The sequence below is a fragment of the Pseudomonas sp. NPDC098747 genome (assembly GCF_044760045.1).
Classification (GTDB): domain Bacteria; phylum Pseudomonadota; class Gammaproteobacteria; order Pseudomonadales; family Pseudomonadaceae; genus Aquipseudomonas.
The window spans coordinates 10787-34757 of the sequence record NZ_JBIWAL010000016.1 but is presented as its reverse complement, the minus strand read 5'-3'; the positions used below and the strand labels follow the sequence as shown (position 1 = coordinate 34757).

General features: G+C 59.6%; 18 protein-coding genes, 4 tRNA genes and 1 pseudogene. 18 read left to right on the top strand and 5 right to left on the bottom strand.

The window, feature by feature from the left end:
- The first annotated feature begins 96 nt into the window (after positions 1-96).
- Positions 97-327: a hypothetical protein gene (locus ACIQVE_RS12625; protein ID WP_042558588.1), complete on the top strand. Its 231-nt coding sequence runs from the start codon at positions 97-99 to the stop codon at positions 325-327.
- Here ACIQVE_RS12625 and ACIQVE_RS12620 read toward each other — a convergent pair.
- Together ACIQVE_RS12620 and ACIQVE_RS12615 are read right to left on the bottom strand one after the other, a co-directional pair.
- Positions 324-524 (bottom strand): hypothetical protein, encoded by a 201-nt coding sequence (locus tag ACIQVE_RS12620; protein ID WP_402808509.1) that lies wholly within the window; start codon positions 522-524, stop codon positions 324-326. The two genes, ACIQVE_RS12625 and ACIQVE_RS12620, sit on opposite strands and share 4 nt — an antisense overlap.
- A 162-nt stretch (positions 525-686) precedes the next feature.
- Positions 687-1883: an amino acid aminotransferase gene (locus tag ACIQVE_RS12615; RefSeq protein ID WP_150594675.1), complete on the bottom strand. Its 1197-nt coding sequence runs from the start codon at positions 1881-1883 to the stop codon at positions 687-689.
- A 337-nt stretch (positions 1884-2220) separates the two neighbouring features.
- Between ACIQVE_RS12615 and uvrB the strand changes: the two genes are divergently transcribed.
- From uvrB to ACIQVE_RS12550, 13 genes and pseudogenes are all read left to right on the top strand, one after another.
- Positions 2221-4236, top strand: a complete 2016-nt coding sequence (uvrB, locus tag ACIQVE_RS12610) for an excinuclease ABC subunit UvrB (RefSeq protein WP_402808506.1) — start codon at positions 2221-2223, stop codon at positions 4234-4236.
- Positions 4237-4390: 154 nt separating this feature from the next.
- Positions 4391-5872, top strand: a complete 1482-nt coding sequence (gltX, locus tag ACIQVE_RS12605; protein WP_402808504.1) for a glutamate--tRNA ligase — start codon at positions 4391-4393, stop codon at positions 5870-5872.
- Positions 5873-6064: 192 nt separating this feature from the next.
- Positions 6065-6140: transfer RNA gene (locus tag ACIQVE_RS12600), tRNA-Ala, on the top strand.
- A gap of 81 nt (positions 6141-6221) precedes the next feature.
- Positions 6222-6297 (top strand) — tRNA-Glu (locus tag ACIQVE_RS12595).
- Between the two features lie 53 nt (positions 6298-6350).
- Positions 6351-6426: transfer RNA gene (locus ACIQVE_RS12590), tRNA-Ala, on the top strand.
- A gap of 81 nt (positions 6427-6507) precedes the next feature.
- Positions 6508-6583: transfer RNA gene (locus ACIQVE_RS12585), tRNA-Glu, on the top strand.
- Positions 6584-6765: 182 nt separating this feature from the next.
- Entirely contained in the window at positions 6766-7305 is a 540-nt protein-coding gene (locus tag ACIQVE_RS12580) for a TetR/AcrR family transcriptional regulator (RefSeq protein ID WP_402808501.1), read from the top strand.
- Positions 7306-7335: 30 nt separating this feature from the next.
- Positions 7336-8169: an alpha/beta fold hydrolase gene (locus ACIQVE_RS12575; protein ID WP_402808498.1), complete on the top strand. Its 834-nt coding sequence runs from the start codon at positions 7336-7338 to the stop codon at positions 8167-8169.
- A gap of 47 nt (positions 8170-8216) precedes the next feature.
- Positions 8217-8660 (top strand): acyl-CoA thioesterase, encoded by a 444-nt coding sequence (locus ACIQVE_RS12570; protein WP_402808496.1) that lies wholly within the window; start codon positions 8217-8219, stop codon positions 8658-8660.
- Between the two features lie 171 nt (positions 8661-8831).
- A complete protein-coding gene (locus tag ACIQVE_RS12565; RefSeq protein ID WP_402808493.1) occupies positions 8832-9791 on the top strand; it encodes a tRNA dihydrouridine synthase in 960 nt (319 codons plus the stop codon).
- Positions 9792-9804: 13 nt separating this feature from the next.
- Positions 9805-10056 (top strand): annotated as a pseudogene (locus ACIQVE_RS12560) (Hsp20 family protein); the annotation flags it as partial.
- 187 nt (positions 10057-10243) lie between these two features.
- Positions 10244-10942 carry a DUF1266 domain-containing protein gene (locus ACIQVE_RS12555; protein WP_402808491.1) on the top strand — a complete coding sequence of 233 codons (699 nt, stop codon included), beginning with the start codon at positions 10244-10246 and terminating at the stop codon, positions 10940-10942.
- Complete coding sequence (locus tag ACIQVE_RS12550; protein WP_402808489.1) at positions 10939-13644, top strand: DUF805 domain-containing protein; 2706 nt, start codon at positions 10939-10941, stop codon at positions 13642-13644. The genes ACIQVE_RS12555 and ACIQVE_RS12550 overlap by 4 nt, the downstream gene beginning before the upstream one ends.
- On the opposite strand, the gene ACIQVE_RS12545 is transcribed toward ACIQVE_RS12550, so the two are convergent.
- The 3 genes from ACIQVE_RS12545 to ACIQVE_RS12535 all read right to left on the bottom strand — a co-directional run bounded on the left by ACIQVE_RS12545 (position 13641) and on the right by ACIQVE_RS12535 (position 19656).
- Positions 13641-15332, bottom strand: coding sequence for an Hsp70 family protein (locus ACIQVE_RS12545; RefSeq protein WP_402808486.1), 1692 nt, complete (start codon positions 15330-15332; stop codon positions 13641-13643). The genes ACIQVE_RS12550 and ACIQVE_RS12545 overlap by 4 nt on opposite strands.
- A gap of 85 nt (positions 15333-15417) precedes the next feature.
- Complete coding sequence (locus ACIQVE_RS12540; protein ID WP_402808484.1) at positions 15418-18696, bottom strand: PAS domain S-box protein; 3279 nt, start codon at positions 18694-18696, stop codon at positions 15418-15420.
- Between the two features lie 69 nt (positions 18697-18765).
- Positions 18766-19656, bottom strand: a complete 891-nt coding sequence (locus ACIQVE_RS12535) for a LysR family transcriptional regulator (protein WP_402808482.1) — start codon at positions 19654-19656, stop codon at positions 18766-18768.
- A 147-nt stretch (positions 19657-19803) separates the two neighbouring features.
- Between ACIQVE_RS12535 and leuC the strand changes: the two genes are divergently transcribed.
- The 4 genes from leuC to leuB all read left to right on the top strand — a co-directional run bounded on the left by leuC (position 19804) and on the right by leuB (position 23949).
- Positions 19804-21234, top strand: a complete 1431-nt coding sequence (gene leuC, locus ACIQVE_RS12530; protein ID WP_402808479.1) for a 3-isopropylmalate dehydratase large subunit — start codon at positions 19804-19806, stop codon at positions 21232-21234.
- Positions 21235-21236: 2 nt separating this feature from the next.
- Positions 21237-21881 (top strand): 3-isopropylmalate dehydratase small subunit, encoded by a 645-nt coding sequence (leuD, locus tag ACIQVE_RS12525; RefSeq protein WP_402808477.1) that lies wholly within the window; start codon positions 21237-21239, stop codon positions 21879-21881.
- Between the two features lie 148 nt (positions 21882-22029).
- Positions 22030-22803: a class I SAM-dependent methyltransferase gene (locus ACIQVE_RS12520; protein WP_402808474.1), complete on the top strand. Its 774-nt coding sequence runs from the start codon at positions 22030-22032 to the stop codon at positions 22801-22803.
- A gap of 63 nt (positions 22804-22866) precedes the next feature.
- The gene (gene leuB, locus ACIQVE_RS12515) at positions 22867-23949 is read left to right on the top strand and encodes a 3-isopropylmalate dehydrogenase (RefSeq protein WP_213028130.1); all 1083 of its coding nucleotides are present in this window, start codon (positions 22867-22869) and stop codon (positions 23947-23949) included.
- Positions 23950-23971: the final 22 nt, after the last annotated feature.

The following is a 23971-nucleotide window of genomic DNA, read 5'->3' as shown; positions in this document are numbered from 1 at the left end:
ACCATGGCCGCCCGGAAGTGGTCACACGCGCTGCCGGCCATTCGCCGAAAAGGTACGCGCCATGAATCACACATCACTGCACATCGAGGTGCTCGCATGACCACCGCTCAAATCAGCCTGCCAAAAGGCGTCGGCCCGCACGCCGAAAAACTCTTCGATGCAATCACCCAGGCCAGCACCGCTGAAGAATTAAACCGCGCTGGCGGCAAGGCAGAGGGTTTTGTCCTCGGCCTGGAAACCGCCAAGGCCATTAAAAGCCAGATCGCCGAATCGCTGTACGTTGTCTATGACGATGCCGCCAGCCAACGTGCGAGCGAATTGGCTTAACTGCCGAAAGTGATGGTGCCCATCATCAGCTTGGCGTAAGCCGCTGTGGCTGCCAGTTGCACAAGCCACAGGGCCAGGCCACCGAGAAACACCCCGGCTGCCACTTGCAGCACCAGGCTTTTTTCGCGTTTGGCCGGTGCGCGAGGGATGAAATCATCCATCTCGTCACGGTCGGCGCGCAGGTTGTCGTTTTTCATGGGGTTTCTCGCAAAATTCTCGGATTGACTCATACCCTGTGGGAGCGGGCTTGCTCGCTCCCACAGTTAAATCTGTGTGCAGTCTAGAGGGTGTGGACACATTTTCGGGACAAATAAAAACGGGAAGCCTGAAGGCTTCCCGTTTTTCATCGCGGCGCGAAATCAGATGACCTGAACAATCGCATCCGTTACAGCCTTGATGTTGCTCTGGTTCAGCGCAGCCACGCAGATGCGGCCGGTGTCCAGGGCGTAGATGCCGAACTCGTTGCGCAGGCGATGAACCTGTTCAGTGGTCAGGCCGGAGTAGGAGAACATGCCACGCTGGCGGCCGACGAAGCTGAAGTCGCGCTGTGGCGCTTTTTCTGCCAGCAGGCTGACCATTTGCTCGCGCATTCCGCGAATACGCAGGCGCATTTCCGCCAGTTCGGCTTCCCACTGCGCGCGCAGTTCCGGGCTGTTCAGCACGGCGGCGACGATGCTTGCACCGTGGGTCGGCGGGTTGGAGTAGTTGGTGCGGATCACGCGTTTGACCTGCGACAGCACGCGCGCGCTTTCTTCTTTCGACTCGCTGATGATCGACAGCGCGCCAACGCGCTCGCCGTACAGCGAGAACGACTTGGAGAACGAGCTCGAAACGAAGAAGGTCAGGCCCGACTCTGCGAACAGGCGCACAGCCGCGGCGTCTTCGTCGATGCCGTCACCGAAGCCCTGATAAGCCATGTCGAGGAACGGCACGTGACCTTTGGCCTTGACCACTTCCAGTACGTTGTTCCAGTCCGCCGGGGTCAGGTCGACCCCGGTCGGGTTGTGGCAGCAGGCGTGCAGGATAACGATCGAACCGTTCGGCAGGGCGTTGAGGTCTTCGAGCATGCCGGCACGGTTTACGTCGTGAGTGGCTGCGTCGTAGTAACGGTAGTTCTGTACCGGGAAACCGGCGGTTTCGAACAGCGCGCGGTGGTTTTCCCAGCTCGGGTCGCTGATCGCCACAACGGCGTTCGGCAGCAGTTGCTTGAGGAAGTCGGCACCGATTTTCAGTGCGCCGGTCCCGCCGACGGCCTGAGTGGTGATGACGCGACCGGCGCTGATCAGCGGCGAGTCGTTACCGAACAGCAGCTTTTGCACGGCCTGGTCGTAGGCGGCGATGCCATCGATCGGCAGGTAACCGCGCGAAGCGTGTTGAGCGACGCGAATCGTCTCGGCTTCGATAACGGCGCGCAGAAGTGGAATTCGCCCCTCTTCGTTGCAGTAAACACCTACGCCCAGGTTGACCTTGGTGGTCCGGGTATCGGCGTTGAATGCTTCGTTGAGGCCCAGGATTGGATCGCGGGGTGCCATTTCGACAGCGGAGAACAGGCTCATTTTTGCGGCGGCTCTGAATGGGGAGTGGAGGGACGTGTCGCGCTCCAGCCGGATGCACTAGAGCGGTGCACAAACGGGGAGCTAGTATAGAGGCCATCACCGAGCAATGGCGACAGGCGATTCGGCTTTTAGGGTAAGTTTTTCCGATTATTTCTTGACCGTTAGTCGATTGAGCGTGTCAGAGTTTTTACCGGATGTAGGGCGTTTGCCTTGAAAGCCAAGGCAATCGCCACCACATTCAGCACAATCCAGCTTTTTTCTTGCGCGACATCGGTCGTTTGCGGTCGTCCCCGTGGTGTTCCGCTTTGCTCGGAACCCCGCGATCCCAGAGGTGTGTATGTCCGAATTCCAGCTAGTCACCCGCTTTGAGCCCGCCGGCGATCAGCCGGAAGCCATCCGCCAGTTGGTGGAGGGCATCGAGGCTGGGTTGGCGCACCAGACGCTGCTCGGTGTGACCGGCTCGGGCAAGACCTTCAGCATCGCTAATGTCATCGCGCAAATTCAGCGTCCGACTCTGGTGCTGGCGCCGAACAAGACCCTCGCTGCGCAATTGTACGGTGAGTTCAAGGCTTTTTTTCCGAACAACTCGGTCGAGTATTTCGTTTCCTACTACGACTACTACCAGCCCGAAGCCTATGTGCCGTCGTCCGACACCTTCATCGAGAAGGATGCGTCGATCAACGACCACATTGAACAGATGCGCCTTTCCGCGACCAAAGCGCTGCTGGAGCGCAAGGACTCGATCATCGTCACCACGGTGTCGTGCATCTATGGTCTGGGTAGCCCGGAAACCTATTTGAAGATGGTGTTGCACGTCGATCGCGGCGACAAGCTCGATCAGCGTGCGCTGCTGCGGCGTCTGGCCGACCTGCAATACACCCGCAATGACATGGATTTTGCCCGCGCGACCTTTCGCGTACGCGGCGATGTGATCGACATCTACCCGGCGGAATCGGATCTGGAAGCCATCCGCATCGAGCTGTTCGATGACGAGGTCGAGAGTATTTCCGCGTTCGATCCGCTGACCGGCGAAGTCATCCGCAAGATGCCGCGCTTTACCTTCTACCCTAAGAGCCACTACGTGACGCCGCGTGAAACCCTGCTTGGCGCCATCGAGGGGATCAAGGTCGAGTTGCAGGAGCGTCTTGAATACCTGCGCAGCAACAACAAACTGGTGGAAGCCCAGCGTCTGGAGCAGCGCACCCGTTTCGATCTGGAGATGATCCTCGAGCTGGGCTACTGCAATGGCATCGAAAACTACTCGCGCTACCTCTCGGGTCGTGACTCCGGCCAAGCGCCACCGACCTTGTTCGACTATCTCCCGGCCGACGCCTTGCTGGTAATCGACGAATCCCACGTCAGCGTGCCGCAAGTCGGCGCGATGTATAAAGGTGACCGCTCGCGTAAAGAAACCTTGGTGGAATACGGTTTTCGTCTGCCTTCGGCGCTGGACAACCGGCCTATGCGTTTCGACGAATTTGAAACCATCAGCCCACAAACGATTTTTGTCTCGGCCACGCCGGGCAATTACGAGGCGGAGCACGCCGGTCGCGTTGTCGAGCAACTGGTGCGTCCGACCGGTCTGGTGGACCCGCAAATCGAAATCCGACCGGCATTGACTCAGGTGGATGACCTGCTCTCGGAAATCGGTAAGCGCGTGGCGCTGGAAGAACGTGTGCTGGTCACCACGCTGACCAAGCGCATGTCGGAGGATTTGACCGATTACCTCGCCGACCACGGCGTGCGCGTACGTTATCTGCACTCGGATATCGACACGGTCGAGCGGGTCGAGATCATCCGCGATCTACGCCTCGGCACCTTTGATGTGCTGGTCGGGATCAACCTGTTGCGTGAGGGCCTGGACATGCCGGAAGTGTCACTGGTCGCAATCCTCGACGCGGACAAGGAAGGCTTCCTGCGCTCCGAGCGCTCGCTGATCCAGACCATCGGCCGTGCGGCGCGTAACCTCAACGGCCGGGCGATTCTGTATGCCGATCGCATCACCGGTTCGATGGAGCGCGCAATTGGCGAGACCGAACGCCGTCGCGACAAGCAGATCGCCTTCAACCTCGCAAATGGCATCACCCCAAAAGGTGTGTTCAAGGACGTCGCTGACATCATGGAAGGCGCCACGGTGCCCGGCTCGCGCAGCAAGAAGCGCAAGGGCATGGCCAAGGCCGCCGAAGAAAACGCCAAGTACGAGGCCGAGTTGCGCTCGCCAAGCGAGATCACCAAGCGCATTCGGGCGCTGGAAGAGAAGATGTATCAGCTTGCTCGGGACTTGGAGTTTGAAGCGGCGGCGCAGATGCGTGATGAAATTTCCAAGCTGCGCGAGCGTCTTTTGGCTGTGTGATGGTGCGGTGAATTATCCGGCCATTCACCACGGCCAACGGACCTGACAGACACAAACCTGGCTTAAATACCCTGCCCGCTGGAGCGGGGCGGGTGTCGCCTGTTACCATTCGCCGCTTATTGATCTTTGCTTTTCATTATTTTCGAGACATGCCATGACCACCGTCCGCACTCGCATCGCGCCATCGCCTACCGGGGATCCCCATGTAGGTACCGCTTACATCGCATTGTTCAACTACTGCTTTGCCAAGCAGCATGGCGGTGAGTTCATCCTGCGGATCGAAGACACCGATCAGTTGCGTTCGACGCGCGAGTCTGAACAACAGATCTTCGACGCCCTGCGCTGGCTCGGCATCGAGTGGAGTGAAGGCCCTGACGTCGGCGGCCCGCATGGCCCGTATCGTCAAAGCGAACGTGGCGATATCTACCAGAAATATTGCCAGCAACTGGTTGAACTGGGTCACGCTTTCCCGTGCTTCTGCACGGCAGAGGAGCTGGACCAGATGCGCGCCGAGCAACAGGCCCGTGGCGAAACTCCACGTTACGACGGCCGTGCGCTGTTGCTGTCCAAGGAAGAAGTCGCTTCTCGCCTGGCCGCCGGCGAGCCCCACGTTATCCGCATGAAAGTGCCGAGCGAAGGCGTCTGTGTGGTGCCGGACATGCTGCGTGGCGATGTCGAGATCCCGTGGGATCGCATGGACATGCAGGTGCTGATGAAGACCGACGGCCTGCCGACGTACTTCCTCGCCAACGTGGTCGACGATCACCTGATGGGCATCACCCACGTGCTGCGCGGCGAAGAATGGCTGCCGTCGGCGCCGAAGCTGATCCTGCTTTACGAGTACTTCGGCTGGGAGCAACCGGAGCTGTGCTACATGCCGCTGCTGCGTAACCCGGACAAGAGCAAGCTGTCCAAGCGCAAGAACCCGACCTCGGTGACGTTCTACGAGCGCATGGGCTTCATGCCGGAAGCGATGCTCAACTATCTGGGGCGCATGGGCTGGTCGATGCCGGACGAGCGTGAGAAGTTTTCGCTGCAGGAAATGGTCGACAACTTCGACCTCAAGCGTGTGTCCCTCGGCGGGCCAATCTTCGACGTCGAGAAACTGTCGTGGCTCAACGGCCAGTGGCTGCGTGATCTGCCGGTAGAAGAGTTCGCCAGCCGCTTGCAGACCTGGGCGCTGAACCCGGAATACATGATGAAGATCGCGCCGCATGTGCAGGGCCGTGTTGAAACCTTCAGCCAGGTCGCACCGTTGGCCGGGTTCTTCTTCGCCGGCGGCGTTAATCCGGATGCCAAACTGTTCGAATCGAAAAAGCTCTCGGGCGATCAGGTTCGCCAGTTGATGCAATTGATTCTGTGGAAGCTGGAAAGCCTGCGTCAATGGGAGAAGGACAGCATCACTGCGACGATTCAGGCGGTGGTCGAGTCGCTGGAGCTGAAACTGCGTGATGCGATGCCGTTGATGTTCGCGGCGATCACCGGGCAGGCGAGTTCGGTGTCGGTGCTTGATGCGATGGAAATCCTCGGGCCGGACCTGACCCGCTTCCGTCTGCGTCAGGCGATTGACCTGCTGGGCGGCGTGTCGAAGAAAGAAAACAAAGAGTGGGAAAAACTGCTGGGCGCTATCGCCTGAGGCTGTGTTGCGCTGTCGGAGGTTGTGATCTCTTTTGATCCGGCTCTTCGGCAGCATCCCCGTTTTACGGGGGGGGGCGGTAAGTGATTGTTATGTCGGCAAAAAACTTTGAAATATTTTAAAAATAAGTTTGACAGCCCTCAGAAGCGCCATTAAGATTCGCCCCGTCCTCAGCGATGACATCAACGATGAGGGGCTTTAGCTCAGCTGGGAGAGCGCCTGCATGGCATGCAGGAGGTCAGCGGTTCGATCCCGCTAAGCTCCACCAATTTTACAAGTTCAAGGTCTGGCCACACCGGCCTTGAATCGATCAGCTCTCAGCACTGATCAGTTGTATAGAAGGGTTTACGTCCCCTTCGTCTAGTGGCCTAGGACACCGCCCTTTCACGGCGGTAACAGGGGTTCGAGTCCCCTAGGGGACGCCAGTTTTACAGAAGTGATGTTGCAAGATGTCACTCCGCCGCGAGGCGAAAAATCCGGGGCTTTAGCTCAGCTGGGAGAGCGCCTGCATGGCATGCAGGAGGTCAGCGGTTCGATCCCGCTAAGCTCCACCAATTTTACAAGTTCAAGGTCTGGCCACACCGGCCTTGAATCGATCAGCTCTCAGCACTGATCAGTTGTATAGAAGGGTTTGTGTCCCCTTCGTCTAGTGGCCTAGGACACCGCCCTTTCACGGCGGTAACAGGGGTTCGAGTCCCCTAGGGGACGCCACGATTACCCGCTCTGCGGGATTTTATAAGGGTCATTCAATTATTGAATGGCCCTTTTGTTTGTCTGGCGTTTGGCCAACTCTCCTTTTTCCATACACTGTGCTTCAGACCAACGGTCATATTCTTGACTTGTGGAATATTATTATGCGAATAATATTCTAGTCGTAATATTCGGAGGCAACGATGAACGATAAAAAAGCTCAAACCCGCGAACGCATCCTCAAGGCTGCCAGCGCCGCACTGATCCAGCGCGGCCCGGCAGACCCAAGCGTGGGCGAAGTGATGGGCGCAGCCGGCCTGACTGTCGGCGGTTTCTATGCGCACTTCGAAAGCAAGGACGCGATGATGCTCGAAGCGTTCAAGCAGTTGCTGGGTCGGCGTCGCGACCTGATTGCCGACATGGACACCGAACTGACCGGCGAAGAACGCCGCTCGCTCGTCGCTGCGTTCTACCTGTCGCGTAAGCACCGTGACTCCAGTGAGGCGGCCTGTCCGATTCCTGCCTCCATTGGCGAATTGGGCCGTTTGCCTGAGTCGTTCCGCATTGCGCTGAACGAACACCTGGAATTGATGATTGCGCAGTTGGCGTCCAGCCCTGAGGACACCGACAAAGCCCTGGCTGACGTGGCCTTGATGGTGGGTGGTCTGGCACTCGCAAGAGCGCTCGGCCCGGGAGACTTATCCGATCGATTGCTGCGCGCTGCCAAGTCGGCGGTGCGTTGACCTGAAGGCAACACGCCTGAGGAGAGAGCGATGAACACGTTGAAGTGGGTTCGTGGCGTTAATGGCACCTTGGGCTGGATTGCACCGCATCGGGTGGCGAGCAAAATGCGTCTGGCGTTCATGACGCCGCGCGCTCTGCCACTGCGTGATTGGGAATTGCCGCTGCTGGCCAATTCCGAACGGATCACTTTGCGCTTCGGTTTGTCAGCTTTGCGCTGGGGCCACGGTCCTGCGGTTTTGCTGATGCACGGTTGGGAAGGGCGGCCCACTCAATTTGCGGCGCTGATCACTGCACTGGTCGACGCCGGTTATACGGTGGTTGCACTCGACGGCCCGGCCCATGGTCGCTCACCGGGGCGTGAGGCCAATGTCGTGTTGTTTGCCCGCGCCATGCTTGAAGCCGCCGCAGAACTGCCGCCCTTGCAAGCCGTCATTGGTCACTCCATGGGCGGCGCCAGTGCGATGCTCGCCGTGCAGTTGGGCCTGCGCACCGAAACCCTCGTCAGCATTGCCGCGCCCGCGCGCATTCTTGGCGTGCTGCGCGGATTTGCCCGCTACGTGGGGATGCCGCCCAGAGCGCGTTCCGCATTCATTCGCCAGGTCGAGCAAGATGTCGGCATGCGTGCCGCCACCCTCGACGTCGCGCACTATCAACTGGATATGCCCGGCCTGATCGTGCATGCCGAGGACGACAACTTTGTCTCGGTCAAGGAATCCCAGTTAATCCACGAATCCTGGTTCGACAGTCGTCTGCTGCGCCTTGAAAGCGGTGGTCATCAGCGCGTGCTGGCCGACCCACGGGTGATTGATGGCGTGTTATCACTGCTGACCGGTCGCAGCCTTCAGGCGCGCCAATCGGCGTGAGCATCCGTTACACTGCTTCGGTTGAATAATCTGACCGGGAGTGTGGCATGGGCTGGGATCGGGCGACGCCGTTTACCATTGATCTGCAAGTGGGCGCCGAGGACATCGACGGGCTGGGGCACGCCAACAACGCGGTGTACGTGACCTGGCTTGAACGTTGCGCCTGGCGCCACTCGCAGCGTCTGGGGCTGGATCTGGTCGAGTACCGGCGGCTGGATCGGGCGATGGCCGTGGTGCGCCACGAGATCGATTACCTGGCGGCGGCCTATGAAGGTGACGAGTTGCAATTGGCGACCTGGATCGTCGATTGGGACCAGCGCCTGAAAATGACCCGGCATTTCCAGCTGATCCGCCCAAGCGACCACACCACGCTGCTGCGCGCCCAGACCACGTTTGTCTGCATCGAACTGTCCACCGGCAAGCCCAAGCGCATGCCGGCGGAGTTTATCGAAGGCTATGGCCCGGCGATCCAGATAGCTGAGATTGTTTAGCTCTAATGTGGGAGCGAGCTTGCTCGCGAAGGCGGTGTGTCAGTAACGGTTGTATCAACTGACACGTCGCCTTCGCGAGCAAGCTCGCTCCCACAGGGATATGGGTTGTTCTGCGGATTTACGCGCAATCCAGTAAACTGCCGCACGTTTTTCCTCAAGTAGTGTTTCCCCATGCAAATTGCTCTGGCGCCCATGGAGGGGTTGGTCGACGACATCCTTCGTGACGTGCTGACCCGCGTTGGCGGCATCGACTGGTGCGTGACCGAGTTCATTCGGGTCAACGACCAGTTGCTCACCCCGGCCTATTTCCACAAGTTCGGCCCTGAACTGCTCAACGGTGCCCGCACCGCGTCCGGTGTGCCGCTGCGTGTTCAGCTGTTGGGTTCCGATCCTGTGTGTCTGGCGGAAAACGCTGCGTTGGCCTGCGAACTCGGCTCCGAAGTGATCGACCTCAACTTCGGCTGCCCAGCCAAAACAGTCAATAAATCCCGTGGCGGTGCGGTGCTGCTTAAAGAGCCCGAGTTGCTCAATCAGATCGTCGAGCACGTGCGTCGCGCCGTGCCTGCGCACATACCCGTTACGGCCAAAATGCGCTTGGGCTTCGACAGCCCGGATGGTTCGCTGGTGTGCGCCACGGCATTGGCCGAAGGTGGCGCCGAGCACATCGTGGTTCACGCACGGACCAAAATGGACGGTTACAAACCGCCCGCACACTGGGAGTGGATCCCGCGCGTGCAGGAAGTGGTCAAGGTGCCGGTGTTCGCCAACGGTGATATCTGGAGCGTCGAGGACTGGCGTCGTTGCCGCGAAATTAGCGGCGTGGAAGACATCATGCTCGGTCGTGGTCTGGTTTCGCGCCCGGATCTGGCCAAACAGATCGCCGCTGCCCGTGCGGGTGAAGAAGTGGTCGAGATGACCTGGGCCGAGCTGCTGCCACTGATCCAGGATTTCTGGCTGCAAGCCAAAGCGCAGATGACCGCGCGCCAATCGCCGGGCCGCTTGAAGCAGTGGCTGGCCATGTTGACACGCAATTATCCAGAGGCGGTCGAGCTGTTTACCGTGCTGCGCCGCGAGACGGAACTGGATCACGTCTCGCGTTTACTCGGTCTGTCGGTCGCCGAAGTGGCCTAAAAAATCTGCAAAGCAAGTCGAGAAGGGTGTGTTGACCATCAGTGGCGGCAAGCGTGACGTCAACGAAGACGTGACGTTCCTGCACCAAGGCATCGCTCAGCGTGCTTTCAAGCTGTCCTTCCGTCTGGCCGATCACATCGAGATCAAGGCTGCGGATCTGAGCAACGGTCTGCTGAGCATCGACCTGTTGCGAGTGATCCCGGAAGAAGCGAAGGCCAAACGCATCCCGATCAACGGGACGCAGAAGCCGGTTCTGCAGCACTGATTTCACGCGCAGACACACAATCGTCTGAACAGGCGCTGAGTCGCTGAACGAAGGCCCCGATACGTCGGGGCCTTTTTTGTGCGCGTTGCAAAAGTGTTCGCAACGTTTGCCGCTATTGCCACGGCTCTTTACAATCCGCGCAGTTTTGCCGACCCCATTTTTCGCCGGTCGGCCTGGAGCCTTTTTCATGGATGAGATTCAACAGCGTTGGCTGTGCGCCCTGTCTGCACCGATGGTGGCGCTTAATCCCGGAGCCGAATACGACGAGCCGGCGTTTTACTCCGCACCGGAATTTATCGATTTGCAATGCAGCTGGGGTATCAATGACCGGCAGCAATTGTTGAGCATGTTCGAGCGCATGACCGACAACGGTCATGCCAGACACCTTAAAGGCGCCTATCACGCGTGGCAGCGCTGTCTGCCCGGCGAATGGCGGGCGCTGCTGGAAACCCTTGAACCGCGTGAGCGCATTCTGCACGAATTCGCCAGTCGCACTTTTGGCGAGTGCGGGCCGGGCGGCATTTTGTCCTGGGACTATGGCCGCATGGGGTTCCTGCTGCGTTGCGCGGTGCGCAACCAATGGATTGATTTGCCCGAAAGCACTTGGCTGCACGGACGGTTGGCGGTCAGGGCGCAGTATCACTACAGCAGCTGGAAATCCTATTTCAACGGGTTTTTGATTGGCCGCGGATTCTGGGGGAGTGAGAACGAGGGCAACGACACCTTTGCTTGCGAGTTGGATCGACAGGGCGAGCAACCCAACAGCGTGCAAATCGCTCGTGGCCTTCAGCAGAACATGCCGGTTTTTCTGGACAAACTGCCTTGGCATCTGGATCTCGACTTGCCGCAACGTCCCGAATCGCTCAAGGAGTTCGACTGGTCATGAGTTGCTGGATCCGCCTGGGCATCGAGCCCACCACCGACGAAACCCTCATTCGCAACGCCTACCGCACACGCCTGCCGGAACATCACCCGGAGACCGATCCCGAAGGTTTTCAGGCGCTGCGCATGGCCTACGAAAAAGCGCTGCGTCTGGCACGCGAAGGCGATGAAGAGGAACCCGAAGAGTTCGAGGAATTCGAAGAGCCGGAGCAGACAGTCATCGAGGTGCCGCAGGCCTTCGTCGATTTCTGCGAGTTGCTTGACGATCCTGTGCGGCGTTTCGATTTTGCAGCCTGGCAGACGTTTATCCGAGGGCTGGATCAACTGCCCCTCGAGTCTCTCGATGACCTCAGTTGGGGCTTGTACCATCGGCTGGCTGACGCCGGGCCGCTGTCCTATCGTTGCGCGAACCTGTTGGCCGAGCGCATGGCCTGGGACCAGCAGTTGCTGGACCTGTCGTTTGACGACGCAGAGCGTGTCGAAGCGTTTCTGCAACGGATCAAGGCGGGTGATCCGTTCGATACGGATCTGATGAGCGTCTGGTCAGAAGCTGCGCAGACCGAATCCTTGTGGTACGCGCGCAGTCTCGATTTCATCTTCGCTCAGCGTCCGCTCGATGAGTTCGCCGACTTTGCCAGTCGGCACACCTGCCTGCCGTTGCCGAACGATGAAATGTACATCAAGCGGCTAGTGACGCAGTTCACTCAGGCGGGCATGGGTGGTGCAGGGTGGCTGCAGTGTTGCGTAGAGCAGCAGGGCAAAAATCCGGATGATGTCGATTGGCTTTACCTGCTGGCCTGTCAAAACACGCTACTGGGCCTGGACGATCAGGCGTGGCCATGCTGGATCCGGCTCTGGCAGGAGCATCGCCATCCGAAGGCCGAAAGCCACTTGATGGCAATGTGCGCAGAACGTCAGCCGGACTTTCTGCCGCTGCTGATTCAGGCATTTGATCGAGCACAGGCGTTCAGTGACTGGTCCAGCGAGCTCGACCATGTCAGTCAGCAATATGGCAGCCCTTCGCAGAGACCGGAAACCTTGGTGCGTTGGATGGGTATTGGCGACCTCGAACTTCAGGGGCTGGCCAAGGCCTTCGTCGACTGGCGCATGAGCGACGATGAACTGCCGTTGCTGGCGCTGTTGCTTGGTAACCATGGCGACCCAAGGTTGCAGCGACTCTATCGACATGCCTGGGCATTGCATCGCGGTGACGTGCCGCTGTTACAGCAAATGCTCGACGAGCCGTTGTCGGTGGATGCCCTTGAGGCGTTGGTGCTGAGCGGATTCAAGCAACAGGCCGGGCAGCATGTGCGTTGGTTGACGCAGGCGCCGATCCCGCTGGCGATGAACGCCTACACCGATGAAAATGCACTTTCGCCACAATTGCCCGAAGCCCTGAAAGAAGATTCGCCGCACAATCTCTGCCGACTCTGGTTACGCCGATTGCGTCCTTACAGCCGCGTCGCGCTCGAACGCATTGCCGAAGATTTCAAACTGCACGATGCGCGAGCCACCGTTGATTTGTCATCGCTGGCGATGCTGTTGCAACTGAGCCAGCGCGACGTGCTGTTGCCGCCGCCAGGAACGGCGGAAGAGTTGTGGCAATGGCACGCTCAAACACTGTTCCTGTTGGCGTTGCTGGGGCAAACCGAGCGTTGGTTACCATTGATCAATGCGCGGCTGCTGGAGCAACTGCCATACAACCCGATCCATCCGCTCAGCCGGTTGCAGCCGTTGTTGCAGCGCTTACTGCGTGAGCAGGGTAACTGCGAGGGCTTGCTTGGCCTGCTGCAAACGGCAGACCCGGTGCATGCGCTGCTGGCCCGACAAATGTGCGGTGTGCAGGAAGCGCTCGCCAGCCTGCGATTGTTGAGCAACGACCGCCTGTTCGAATGCATGCGCAGCGATCTGAGTGCGTTTGACGATGACCTGCTGGGGCGGATGCTGTTGACGGCAGTGCTCTATCACTGCGGACTGTTTGACGCCAAGCAGCGGCGCTTCCTGCTCGACAGAATTACCGAAGTCGTCAATCCCCAGGATTGGTTCGACGGTTTCCGCCACAGTTTGATCAAAGGTGAGCCAGCGCGCCCACCACGCCAGTCACGGGAAGACGAGGGCGTTAACGACATCGACGCGTTTTACCTGGCGCTCGACGTGCTCAAGGATCTGGTGCTTTACGGCAACGCCGGCGTGCCACGCCAGAAAACCCTGATGCGCCTGCAACGGGCCAAGGACGATACGCAGAACGGGCTCGGTTCACGGTTCGCCTTCAGCGCATTGCTGTCGTGGTCGGAGCGCTTGTTGTTGGCCAAGGCTGACACACTTCCGGCCGCCGCCACGGCGTTCTGGCGTCTGGGCACACGGCTGGGGCGTGAGGCATTTATCGGGCAGGTGATCGGTATCGTGTTGCTGACGCCGCTGTTGGCATTGTTCAGTGGCTCAATGACTTCGGCCTTCGTTGTGTTGGCCGTGGCGCTGCTGCTGTTGCTCAGCGCCATGCTGCGGCGCCTGCACGACATGGGCCGAGGCATTCCGACCTTTTTGGTGCTCGCGGGGCTGACGCCGGTTTTGCCGTTTCTGCCGCTGGTGCTGTTCGGTTTTCCCGGCGAGAAGCTGCCCAATCGCTATGGCGTACCACCGGAGAGTTTCCGTGAGGATCCATTGTCCGGTGGGTTGCAGGCAGCTTTGCGTCGGCTCATTGGCTAGAGGCGCAGCTCATCCAGCGCGTTGTTGAGCTGTGAGCGGTGGTTGGCGATCTCTGAAGATTGCTGGCCACCGAGCACGGTGGTGAAACTGTGCAGCCATTCGGCAATGCGCTCGCGCTCCGTCCCCAGGCTCTGCATCCATGCACGCTCCAGACGTGCCAGCAGCGTGCGGTTGGGTAATGCATCGCGCGGGTGAACCTTGAGCGCGGCGAGCCGGTCATGGCTGTTTTGTCGGGCCTGTTCATCGAGTCCGGTGGGGCTGCGGTCGATGCTATGGCTGTACCGTGCACCGGTTTCCAGCAGCGTGACGTCAACTTCGAGCAAGCCATTGATGTCGTAGCTGAAACGCACATCCAGTTGCTGGATGTGCTCGGTGGGCATCAGCGTGACATTGAAAGCGTCGATAAGAATGTTGTCGCGTACCCACGGACGTTCGCCCTGATACACCGCAATGCGGATTTTTTCCTGCCGCGGATGCGTCGTGTAATAGCGCTCCACCCGTGACGTCGGAATGACGGTGTTGCGTTCGATGATGGGCGAGAAGGCGCCTTCGATACCCTTGCCGCGCATGGTCTCGATACCCAATGTGTAAGGGCAGACGTCCGTCAGGATCAGCTCTTCCACCGCACCGTCGCGCGCCTTGCACGCCGCTTGCGTCGCCGCGCCGAGCGCAACAATGGTGTCGGGATCCAGATGACGATAAGGCAGACGCCCGAACAGCGTGGCGACCATCTGCTGCACCGCCGGCATCCGCGTGGCGCCGCCCACCAGTACCAGGCTGTCGAGATCACGCGGCTTGAGCCGGGCATCGCGCAGGGCTTGTTCGATCGGTGCGCGCAAACGGCCGAGCAGCGGCTCCCAAATCTTCACTGCAGCGGCTTCGTCCAGCGACCATTCAAACGTCTTGTCAGCATGGCGCCAGCTCAACTGCTGCGTGCCTTCACCGAGTTTGCACTTGAGCTGCTCCAGCGCATCACCCAGGCTGGCCATGCCTTGCGCATCGACCATTGACGGGGTCAGTTGCCAGGCCTTGAGGCATGCCTGTAGCAGTGCGGCGGTGAAGTCTTCGCCACCGAGAAAGTTGTCGCCGGTGGACGCATGCACTTCGATCAGCGGCAGCGCATATTCCAGCACCGTGACATCGAAGGTGCCGCCGCCCAGATCGAAAATCAGCGTGCGTTCGAATTTCTGCTCGTGCAGCCCATAGGCCATGGCGGCAGCGGTCGGCTCGTTGATCAGGCGCGTCACGGCCAAACCGGCCAGTTCGGCGGCAAACATCGTGCGTTTTCGTTGCTCGTCGCTGAAATAGGCCGGTACGGAAATCACCGCCTCGGCTACCGGGTGGCCGAGAAAGGCTTCCGCGTCCTGCTTGAGTGAGCCGAGCACCAGTGCCGACAATTCTTCGGGGCTGAACTGACGACTGCCGAGTTGAATCTGCTTGTCGCTGCCCATGAAGCGCTTGAAGGCGGCGGCGCTGCGTTCCGGGTGCGTGGTCAGTCGGGCGCGCGCAGCTTTACCGACCAGAATCGTGTCGTCCTCATCGAGGCTGACCACCGACGGAGTCAGCACGTCGCCGAGGGCGTTGGGAATCAACCGGGCCTGACCGTCCTGCCAGACGGCGATCAGGCTGTTGGTGGTACCAAGGTCGATGCCCAGCAGGGCCGGGCGAGGGAGGGTTGCATCCTGCATGATTGATCTCGAAACGGCGCAAAAACGCGACCCTACAGGTTGCCGTCAACACTGGCAATTACCGGTCTGGTGCAAGCCGAGCGCGTTATGGCAGCAGCTTTTTCAAGCTCTCCAGCGGCATCGGCCGGCTGTGCAGATAACCCTGATACAAATGGCAACCCAGTCCCTGCAAAAACTCAAGCTGCTCCGGGGTTTCCACGCCTTCGGCAATCACTTCGAGTTCCAGGCTGCGGGCCATGGCGACGATGGCGCGGATGATCTCCGCGTTGTTCGGGTCGGTGGTTGCATCGCGGATAAACGACTGGTCGATTTTCAGCGTGTCCACCGGCAAGCGCTTGAGGTACGTCAACGATGAATATCCGGTGCCAAAGTCGTCCATGGCGAAACTCACGCCGAGCTTTTTCAGGCGACGCATTTTGCTGATGGTGTCCTCCAGGTTCTGGATGACGATGCCTTCGGTGATCTCGAGTTTCAGCAGCGAGCACGGCAGGCCGTGGCTGACCATGCTGTGTTCGATACGCTCGACGAAGTCGTTCTGGCGGAACTGCCGCGGGCTGATGTTGACGCACAGGCTGAAGTTGAACGGGTCGACCAGTTTCAGCGCGATCAGTTGTTGGAACGCCGCGCAGGCTTCGTCGAGGATCCATGTGCCGACTTCCAGAATCAGGCCGCTGTCTTCCAGCACCTTGATGAACTCGGTCGGTGACTGCGCGCCGAGTTCCGGGTGGTTCCAGCGCACCAAGGCTTCGGCGCCGATGATGCGGTTGTCCTGCGCGTCGATCTGCGGCTGGAAATGCACGTTGAATTCGCCGCGCGACAACGCCAGGCGCAAGTCGGTCTCCATGCGCAGGCGTTCGCTGGCCGCTTTTTGCATGGTGTTGTGATACATCTGCGTGGTGTTGCGCCCGGAATCCTTGGCTCGGTACAAGGCAATGTCGGCACGTTTGAGCAGGTCGGTCGGGGTCGAGCCGTGATCCGGGATCAGCGCCACGCCGATGCTCGGCGTCACTTGCAGGCGCTGGCCGTCGAGGAACATCGGTTCCGACAGCAATTCACGAAGGGTGTCGGCCAGTTCGCGCACCTGCACGCTGACTTCATTGCGCGTGCCTTCCAGGCCACTGAGCAACACCACGAATTCATCGCCACCCAAACGCGCAACCGTGTCTTCCATACGCACGCTGGCTTCGAGCCGCGCAGTGATGATCTTCAGCACCGTGTCACCGACCGGATGGCCGAGGGAATCGTTGATGTGCTTGAAGTGATCGAGGTCGAGAAACAGCAAGGCACCGCGCAGGTTGTGGCGTTTGAGCAGGGCGATCTGCTGGCTCAGCCGATCCATCAACAACGCACGGTTGGGCAGGTTGGTCAGTGGGTCGTGATAAGCCAGGTGGCGGATTTGTGCTTCGGCGTTTTTCAGTAGGCTGACGTCTCGGGCGGTCAGGAGCAGGCAAGCCGTTTCATTCAGGGTGATTGGCTCCACCGAGACTTCCACCGTGAGGATTTCCCCGCGCTTGTTGCGCCCGAGCATTTCTTGATGGTGCACGCGGCCCTTGATCTGCAATTCGGCGAGCAGGGCCGAACGTTGTTTTTCCTCGGCCCAGATACCGACTTGATACACGGTTCTGCCAACGACTTCTTCGGCGCGATAACCAGTGAGGCGACAGAAACCGTCGTTGACCTCCAGATAGCGCCCGGTGTCGCGCTCGGTGATGGTGATCGCGTCGGGGCTGGAGTGAAAAGCCTTGGCGAATTTTTCTTCGCTGGCTTTCAGGGCCGCTTCCGAGCGTTGTTGCTGGGTGATGTCGCGCAATGTAGTGACGATGCACGGTTGATCGCCGACGCTGATCTGCCGACTGGAAATCACGCAGGTCAACGACTGGCCGTCCTTGTGCCGGACGATGATCGCGACATTGCTCAGGCCCTGTTCGCGGATCACTCGTTCGATGCGTTGCAGACTTTTCGCCGAAGCGTCCCACAGGCCAAGGTCTTCGGCGGTGCGGCCGATCACGTCGGTGGCGCTCCAGCCAAAAGTCTGGGTGAAGCTGTTGTTGATTTCGATGAACTCGCCGCTGTCCTGACGGGTGACGCAAATCGGGTCAGGGCTGACCTGGAACAGCGTGGCGAATTTCTCTTCCGACGCCACCAGTCGTTGCTCGCGTTCGACCTGATCGGTGATGTCGAGCAACGTACCGGCCATGCGCAACGGCGCGCCGTTGTCGTCGCGATAGAGGCGGGCGCGGCTCTCCAGATAACGTGAACTGCCGTCCGGCAGTTGTACGCGATAAGTCAGTTGATAATTGCCGGCCGGGCCTTCACGCAGGCTGCGATAGGCGTCGCGCATGCTGTCGCGCTCTTCGCCGGGCACGCCTTCGAAAAACTCGTCAAACGATTCATGGAACGGTTTTGGGTCGAGCCCGTGCAATTGCGCCGCGCGCGCCGAGCCATAGAGCATGCCGCTGGGAATGTGCCAATCCCAAGTGCCGAGCTGCGCCGAGTCCAGCGCCAGGTCGAGGCGTTCCTGACTGTCTTTCAAGGCGTGTTCTGCGGCTTTGCGGTCGGTGGTATCGAGGAACGTGCTGAGCAGATAAGGCTGGCCTTCGAGTTCGACCTTTTGCGCGCTGAGAATGCCGTCATGAATCTGCCCGTTGCTGGCGCGAAACTGCACTTCCATGCTGACCAGTTCGCCCTTGGCCTTGGTCTTCTTGACCAACTCGGCGCGTTGCTCAGGGTTTACCCACAAGCCCAGTTCCAGCGTGGTGCGGCCAATCGCGCTCTGTACCGGCCAGCCGAACAGACTTTCGAAATACTGGTTGGCTTCGCTGATCAAACCGTCTTCCTGGCGGGTCAGCAGCACCATGTTCGGACACAGATGAAACAGTGTAGCGAAGCGTTTTTCCGAGCTGCTGAGGGCCTGTTCGCGTTGCCGCTGGTGGGTGATTTCGCGAATCACCCCGATCATTCGGGGGCGACCGTTTTTATCTGGCAGCAGACTGCCGTTGATCTCCAGCCAATGCAGGCTGCCGTCGGGCCAGCGGATGCGGTGGTGCATCGCCTGCTCCAGCGGTGCGCCGGCAATGACCGCGTGGAAGGCGCGGACGGCTTTCGCCCGGTCTTCGGGCGGCAGCAAGTCGAGGTATTCCAGGTCTTCCGGCAGTGGCTGACGCGGATCGAAGCCGAACAATGCCTGAGTGCCCCGTGACCAACTGATCTGGCCGCGCTCGATGTCCCAATACCAGGCGCCGAGCCGTGCGCCGTTGAGCGCTGCCAACAATTGCGGCGCGCTCTCCCAGCTCTGCTCGGAATGTCGCGGATCAATGGCTTGAATGCGCGGCATCGGCGGAATTCGGTCAACAGATTTCGGCATTATTGACGGGCCTTGAGCGGATAGTGACGTTTGGGCACAGGGACAGCGGCTCTATAGGATTAGCACAAGTTAGCCTGAAGTCCCTGGCAGATCGATTTGCGCATCCAGCAAGGCCATAAACGCTCTTGCCGCATTCGATAGCGTCCGTTCGGTGTGCACGATATAGCCTAGCTGGCGACTGAGCTGTATGCCCGGCAATGCGATGCTCGCCACCTGTTCATCAAGCATGGTGCGCGGCAGCACACTCCATGCCAGGCCAATGGAGACCATCATTTTGATGGTTTCCAGGTAATTGGTGCTCATGGCGATGTTCGGCGTCAGCCCTTGGGCCTCGAACAAACGTTGGACAATATGGTGAGTAAATGTGTTGCCGCCGGGAAAAACCGCCGGATGACCGGCAATGTCCGCCAGACTGACGGCGCCGTTGCTGATCAACGAATGCTCCGGGGCAACCACGAAATCCAGCGGGTCATCCCAGACCCGCGTGGCTTTGACCAGCGTGTGCGGCTCAGGGGCAAGCGTGATGACCGCCAGTTCCGCGCGGCCGTGGAGTATTTCTTCGTAGGCCACTTCCGAATCGAGAAACTGAATATCCAGCGCCACCTGTGGGTAGCAGCGGGTGAACTCCCTTAATAGAGGCGGTAAACGATGCAGGCCAATGTGGTGACTGGTGGCCAACGTCAGGCGGCCGCTGACTTCGCCGGTCAGATTGGTCAGCGCACGGCGGGTGTCGTCCAGCACATTGAGAATCTGATAAGCGCGCGGCAGCAGGGCGCGGCCGGCCTCGGTCAGGCCGACTTCGCGACCCAGTCGATCGAACAGGCGCACCTTGAGTTGCTGCTCCAGACCGGCGATACGCTTGCTGATGGCCGGTTGCGTCAGGTGCAGCCGTTCACCGGCGCCGGAGAAACTGCCGGTCTCGGCGATGGCGATAAATGCGTTGAGGTTGGCCAGATCCATGGTGGTATTCCAGTTGGTTATCCAAAGCATAAAAAATATGAATTTGAGTTATTTAATCTAACCCCATAGGATCGACCTCACAAGCCAAAGGGTTATTGAATCTCTCAAAACCCGGGGCATAGAAACACGCTGATGAGGAACCGTCTGATGGCCGGCAAAACGCTCTACGACAAGCTCTGGGATTCGCATTTGGTCAAGCAGCGCGACGATGGCTCTGCGCTGATCTATATCGATCGTCACATCATCCACGAAGTGACTTCACCGCAAGCCTTTGAAGGTCTGCGTCTGGCCGGGCGCAAGCCTTGGCGCATCGATGCCAACATCGCGACCCCGGACCACAACGTACCGACGACCCCGGAGCGCAAGGGTGGCATTGAAGCCATTGCCGACCAGGTCTCGCGTTTGCAGGTGCAGACCCTCGACGACAACTGTGATGAATACGGCATCGTCGAGTTCAAGATGAACGACATCCGCCAAGGCATCGTCCACGTCATCAGCCCGGAGCAGGGCGCGACCTTGCCGGGCATGACCGTGGTCTGCGGCGACTCGCACACCTCGACCCACGGCGCGTTCGGCGCATTGGCTCACGGTATCGGCACTTCCGAGGTCGAGCACGTGCTTGCTACTCAGTGCCTGGTCGCCAAGAAAATGAAAAACATGCTGGTGTCCGTCGAAGGCCAATTGCCGTTCGGCGTGACCGCCAAGGACATCGTCCTCGCGGTGATCGGCAAGATCGGCACCGCCGGCGGTAACGGCCACGCCATCGAATTTGCCGGCAGCGCGATCCGCGATTTGTCGGTCGAAGGCCGCATGACCATCTGCAACATGTCCATCGAAGCCGGCGCCCGCGTGGGTTTGGTGGCAGCGGATCAAAAGACTGTCGATTACGTCAAGGGTCGTCCGTTCGCACCGAAAGGCGCGGAGTGGGAGCTGGCCGTTGAGTCCTGGAAAGATCTGGTCTCCGACGCCGACGCCAGGTTCGACACCGTGGTTGAGCTCGATGCCTCGCAGATCAAACCGCAAGTCAGCTGGGGCACCTCGCCTGAAATGGTCTTGGCCGTTGATCAGAACGTGCCGGACCCGGCCAAGGAAATGGATCTGGTCAAACGCGACTCGATCGTCCGTGCCTTGAAATACATGGGTTTGACCGCCAATCAGGCGATCACCGACATTCAGTTGGATCGCGTGTTTATCGGTTCCTGCACCAACTCGCGGATCGAAGATTTGCGCGCCGCCGCTGTGATTGCCAAGGGTCGCAAGGTGGCTTCGACCATCAAGCAAGCCATCGTGGTGCCGGGCTCGGGTCTGGTGAAGGCGCAGGCCGAGTCTGAAGGTCTGGACAAGATCTTCCTCGAAGCCGGTTTTGAATGGCGTGAACCCGGTTGCTCCATGTGTCTGGCGATGAACCCGGACCGTTTGGAGTCCGGCGAACATTGCGCCTCGACCTCCAACCGTAACTTCGAAGGCCGTCAGGGCGCGGGTGGTCGTACCCACCTGGTAAGCCCGGCCATGGCCGCTGCGGCGGCGGTGAACGGTCGTTTCATCGACGTTCGTGAATTGATTCAGGGAGTACAGTAACGATGAAGGCATTTACCCAGCACACTGGTCTTGTTGCGCCTTTGGATCGTGCCAACGTCGACACCGACCAGATCATTCCCAAGCAGTTCTTGAAGTCGATCAAGCGCACCGGTTTCGGCCCGAACCTGTTCGACGAGTGGCGTTACCTTGATGTTGGCCAGCCGTACCAGGACAATTCCAAGCGCCCGTTGAACAAAGAATTCGTGCTCAACGCCGAACGTTATCAAGGCGCCAGCGTGTTGCTGGCCCGCGAGAACTTCGGTTGCGGCTCGAGCCGTGAGCACGCCCCGTGGGCGCTGGAAGAGTACGGTTTTCGCAGCATCATCGCGCCGAGCTACGCCGACATCTTCTTCAACAACAGCTTCAAGAACGGCTTGCTGCCGATCATCTTGAGCGACGCTGAAGTCGATGAATTGTTCAAGCAGGTTGAGGCTGAGCCGGGCTATCAATTGCAGGTCGATCTGCAAGCGCAAACCGTGACGCGTCCGGATGGCAAGGTTTACAGCTTTGAGATCGATGCGTTCCGCAAGCATTGCTTGCTCAACGGTCTGGACGATATCGGCCTGACCTTGCAAGACCACGAAGCGATTGCGACGTTCGAGGCCAAGCATCGCGTGAGCCAGCCGTGGTTGTTTCGCGACGCATAAGCAGGTTTTGAATTGAGGCAGTTCGGGCTGGCCCCTTCGCGAGCAAGCTCGCTCCCACAGTTGAAATGCGTTCCAAATGTGGGAGCGAGCTTGCTCGCGAAGACGGTAGTCCAGGCGATACATAGCTAAAGCCCATAAGGAAGTTCCCATGACCAGCACCGCCCAGCACAGTCAGGTTGTACAAAAGCAATTCGGTGAGCAGGCCGCCGCCTACCTGAGCAGCGCGGTTCACGCGCAAGGCACCGAATTCGCACTGCTACAAGCTGAGCTGGCAGGGCAGGGCGAAGCACGGTTGCTGGACCTGGGTTGTGGCGCCGGTCATGTGAGTTTTCACGTGGCGCCGCTGGTCAAGGACGTGGTCGCCTATGACCTGTCGCAGCAGATGCTCGACGTCGTGGCTGCCGCCGCCGTGGATCGCGGCATGAGCAATATCTCCACGGTCAACGGTGCTGCCGAGCGTCTGCCGTTTGCCGATGGCGAGTTCGATTTTGTGTTCAGCCGTTATTCGGCGCATCACTGGAACGATCTTGGTGTGGCCCTGCGCGAAGTGCGCCGGGTATTGAAGCCGGGTGGTGTGGCGGCGTTCGTTGACGTGTTGTCGCCGGGCAGCCCGTTGTTCGACACTTACCTGCAAAGCGTCGAAGTGCTGCGCGACACCAGCCATGTGCGCGATTATTCTGCCGGCGAGTGGTTGCGGCAGGTCAGCGAGGCGGGTTTGCATACGCGTAGCACTGCGCGGCAACGTCTGCGCCTGGAGTACAGCAGTTGGGTCGAGCGCATGCGCACACCTGAAGTGATGCGCGCCGCGATTCGCCAGTTGCAGCAATCGATGGGCAACGAGGTGCGCGAATATTTTGAGATTGAAGCCGATGGCTCGTTCAGTACAGATGTGATCGTGCTTTGGGCTGAAAAACAGTTTTAGAACGACAAGAATTTTTCCGGGCGCGCCAGTTGATGGCGCACCGACTGAAGACACGAGGAAAGCATGAGCAAGCAGATTCTGATTCTCCCAGGCGACGGTATTGGTCCGGAAATCATGGCCGAAGCGGTCAAGGTGCTGGAACTGGCCAACGACAAGTACAGCCTGGGTTTCGAGCTGAGCCATGACGTGATCGGTGGCGCGGCCATCGACAAACACGGCGTGCCACTGGCCGACGAAACCCTCGACCGTGCCCGCGCTGCCGATGCAGTCCTGCTGGGCGCTGTCGGTGGTCCGAAATGGGACACCATCGAGCGTGACATCCGCCCTGAGCGCGGTCTGCTGAAAATCCGTGCGCAACTGGGCCTGTTCGGCAATCTGCGGCCGGCGATCCTGTACCCGCAACTGGCCGATGCTTCGAGCCTGAAGCCGGAAATCGTCGCAGGTCTGGATATCCTGATCGTCCGTGAGTTGACCGGCGGCATCTACTTCGGCGCGCCGCGTGGCACTCGCACGCTGGAAAGCGGCGAGCGTCAGGCCTACGACACCCTGCCATACAGCGAAAGCGAGATCCGCCGCATTGCCCGCGTCGGTTTCGACATGGCCATGGTGCGTGGCAAGAAACTGTGCTCAGTAGACAAGGCCAACGTGCTGGCCTCCAGCCAACTGTGGCGTGAAGTGGTCGAGCAGGTTGCCAAAGATTATCCAGAAGTCGAACTGAGCCACATGTACGTCGACAACGCCGCCATGCAACTGGTGCGCGCGCCGAAGCAATTCGACGTGATCGTCACCGACAACCTGTTCGGCGACATCCTCTCCGACGAGGCGTCGATGCTCACCGGTTCCATCGGCATGCTGCCGTCGGCCTCGCTGGATTCCAACAACAAGGGCATGTACGAGCCTTGCCACGGTTCGGCCCCGGACATCGCCGGCAAAGGTATCGCCAACCCGTTGGCGACCATTTTGTCGGTGTCGATGATGCTGCGTTACAGCTTCAATCTGCATGACGCGGCCGATGCCATCGAGAAAGCCGTTAGCGTAGTTCTGGATCAAGGCCTGCGCACCGGCGATATCTATTCGGCCGGTTGCACTAAAGTCGGTACGCAGGAAATGGGCGACGCAGTAGTCGCCGCGCTGCGGAATCTGTAATCTCTCGGGCCCGCTGCGAAAT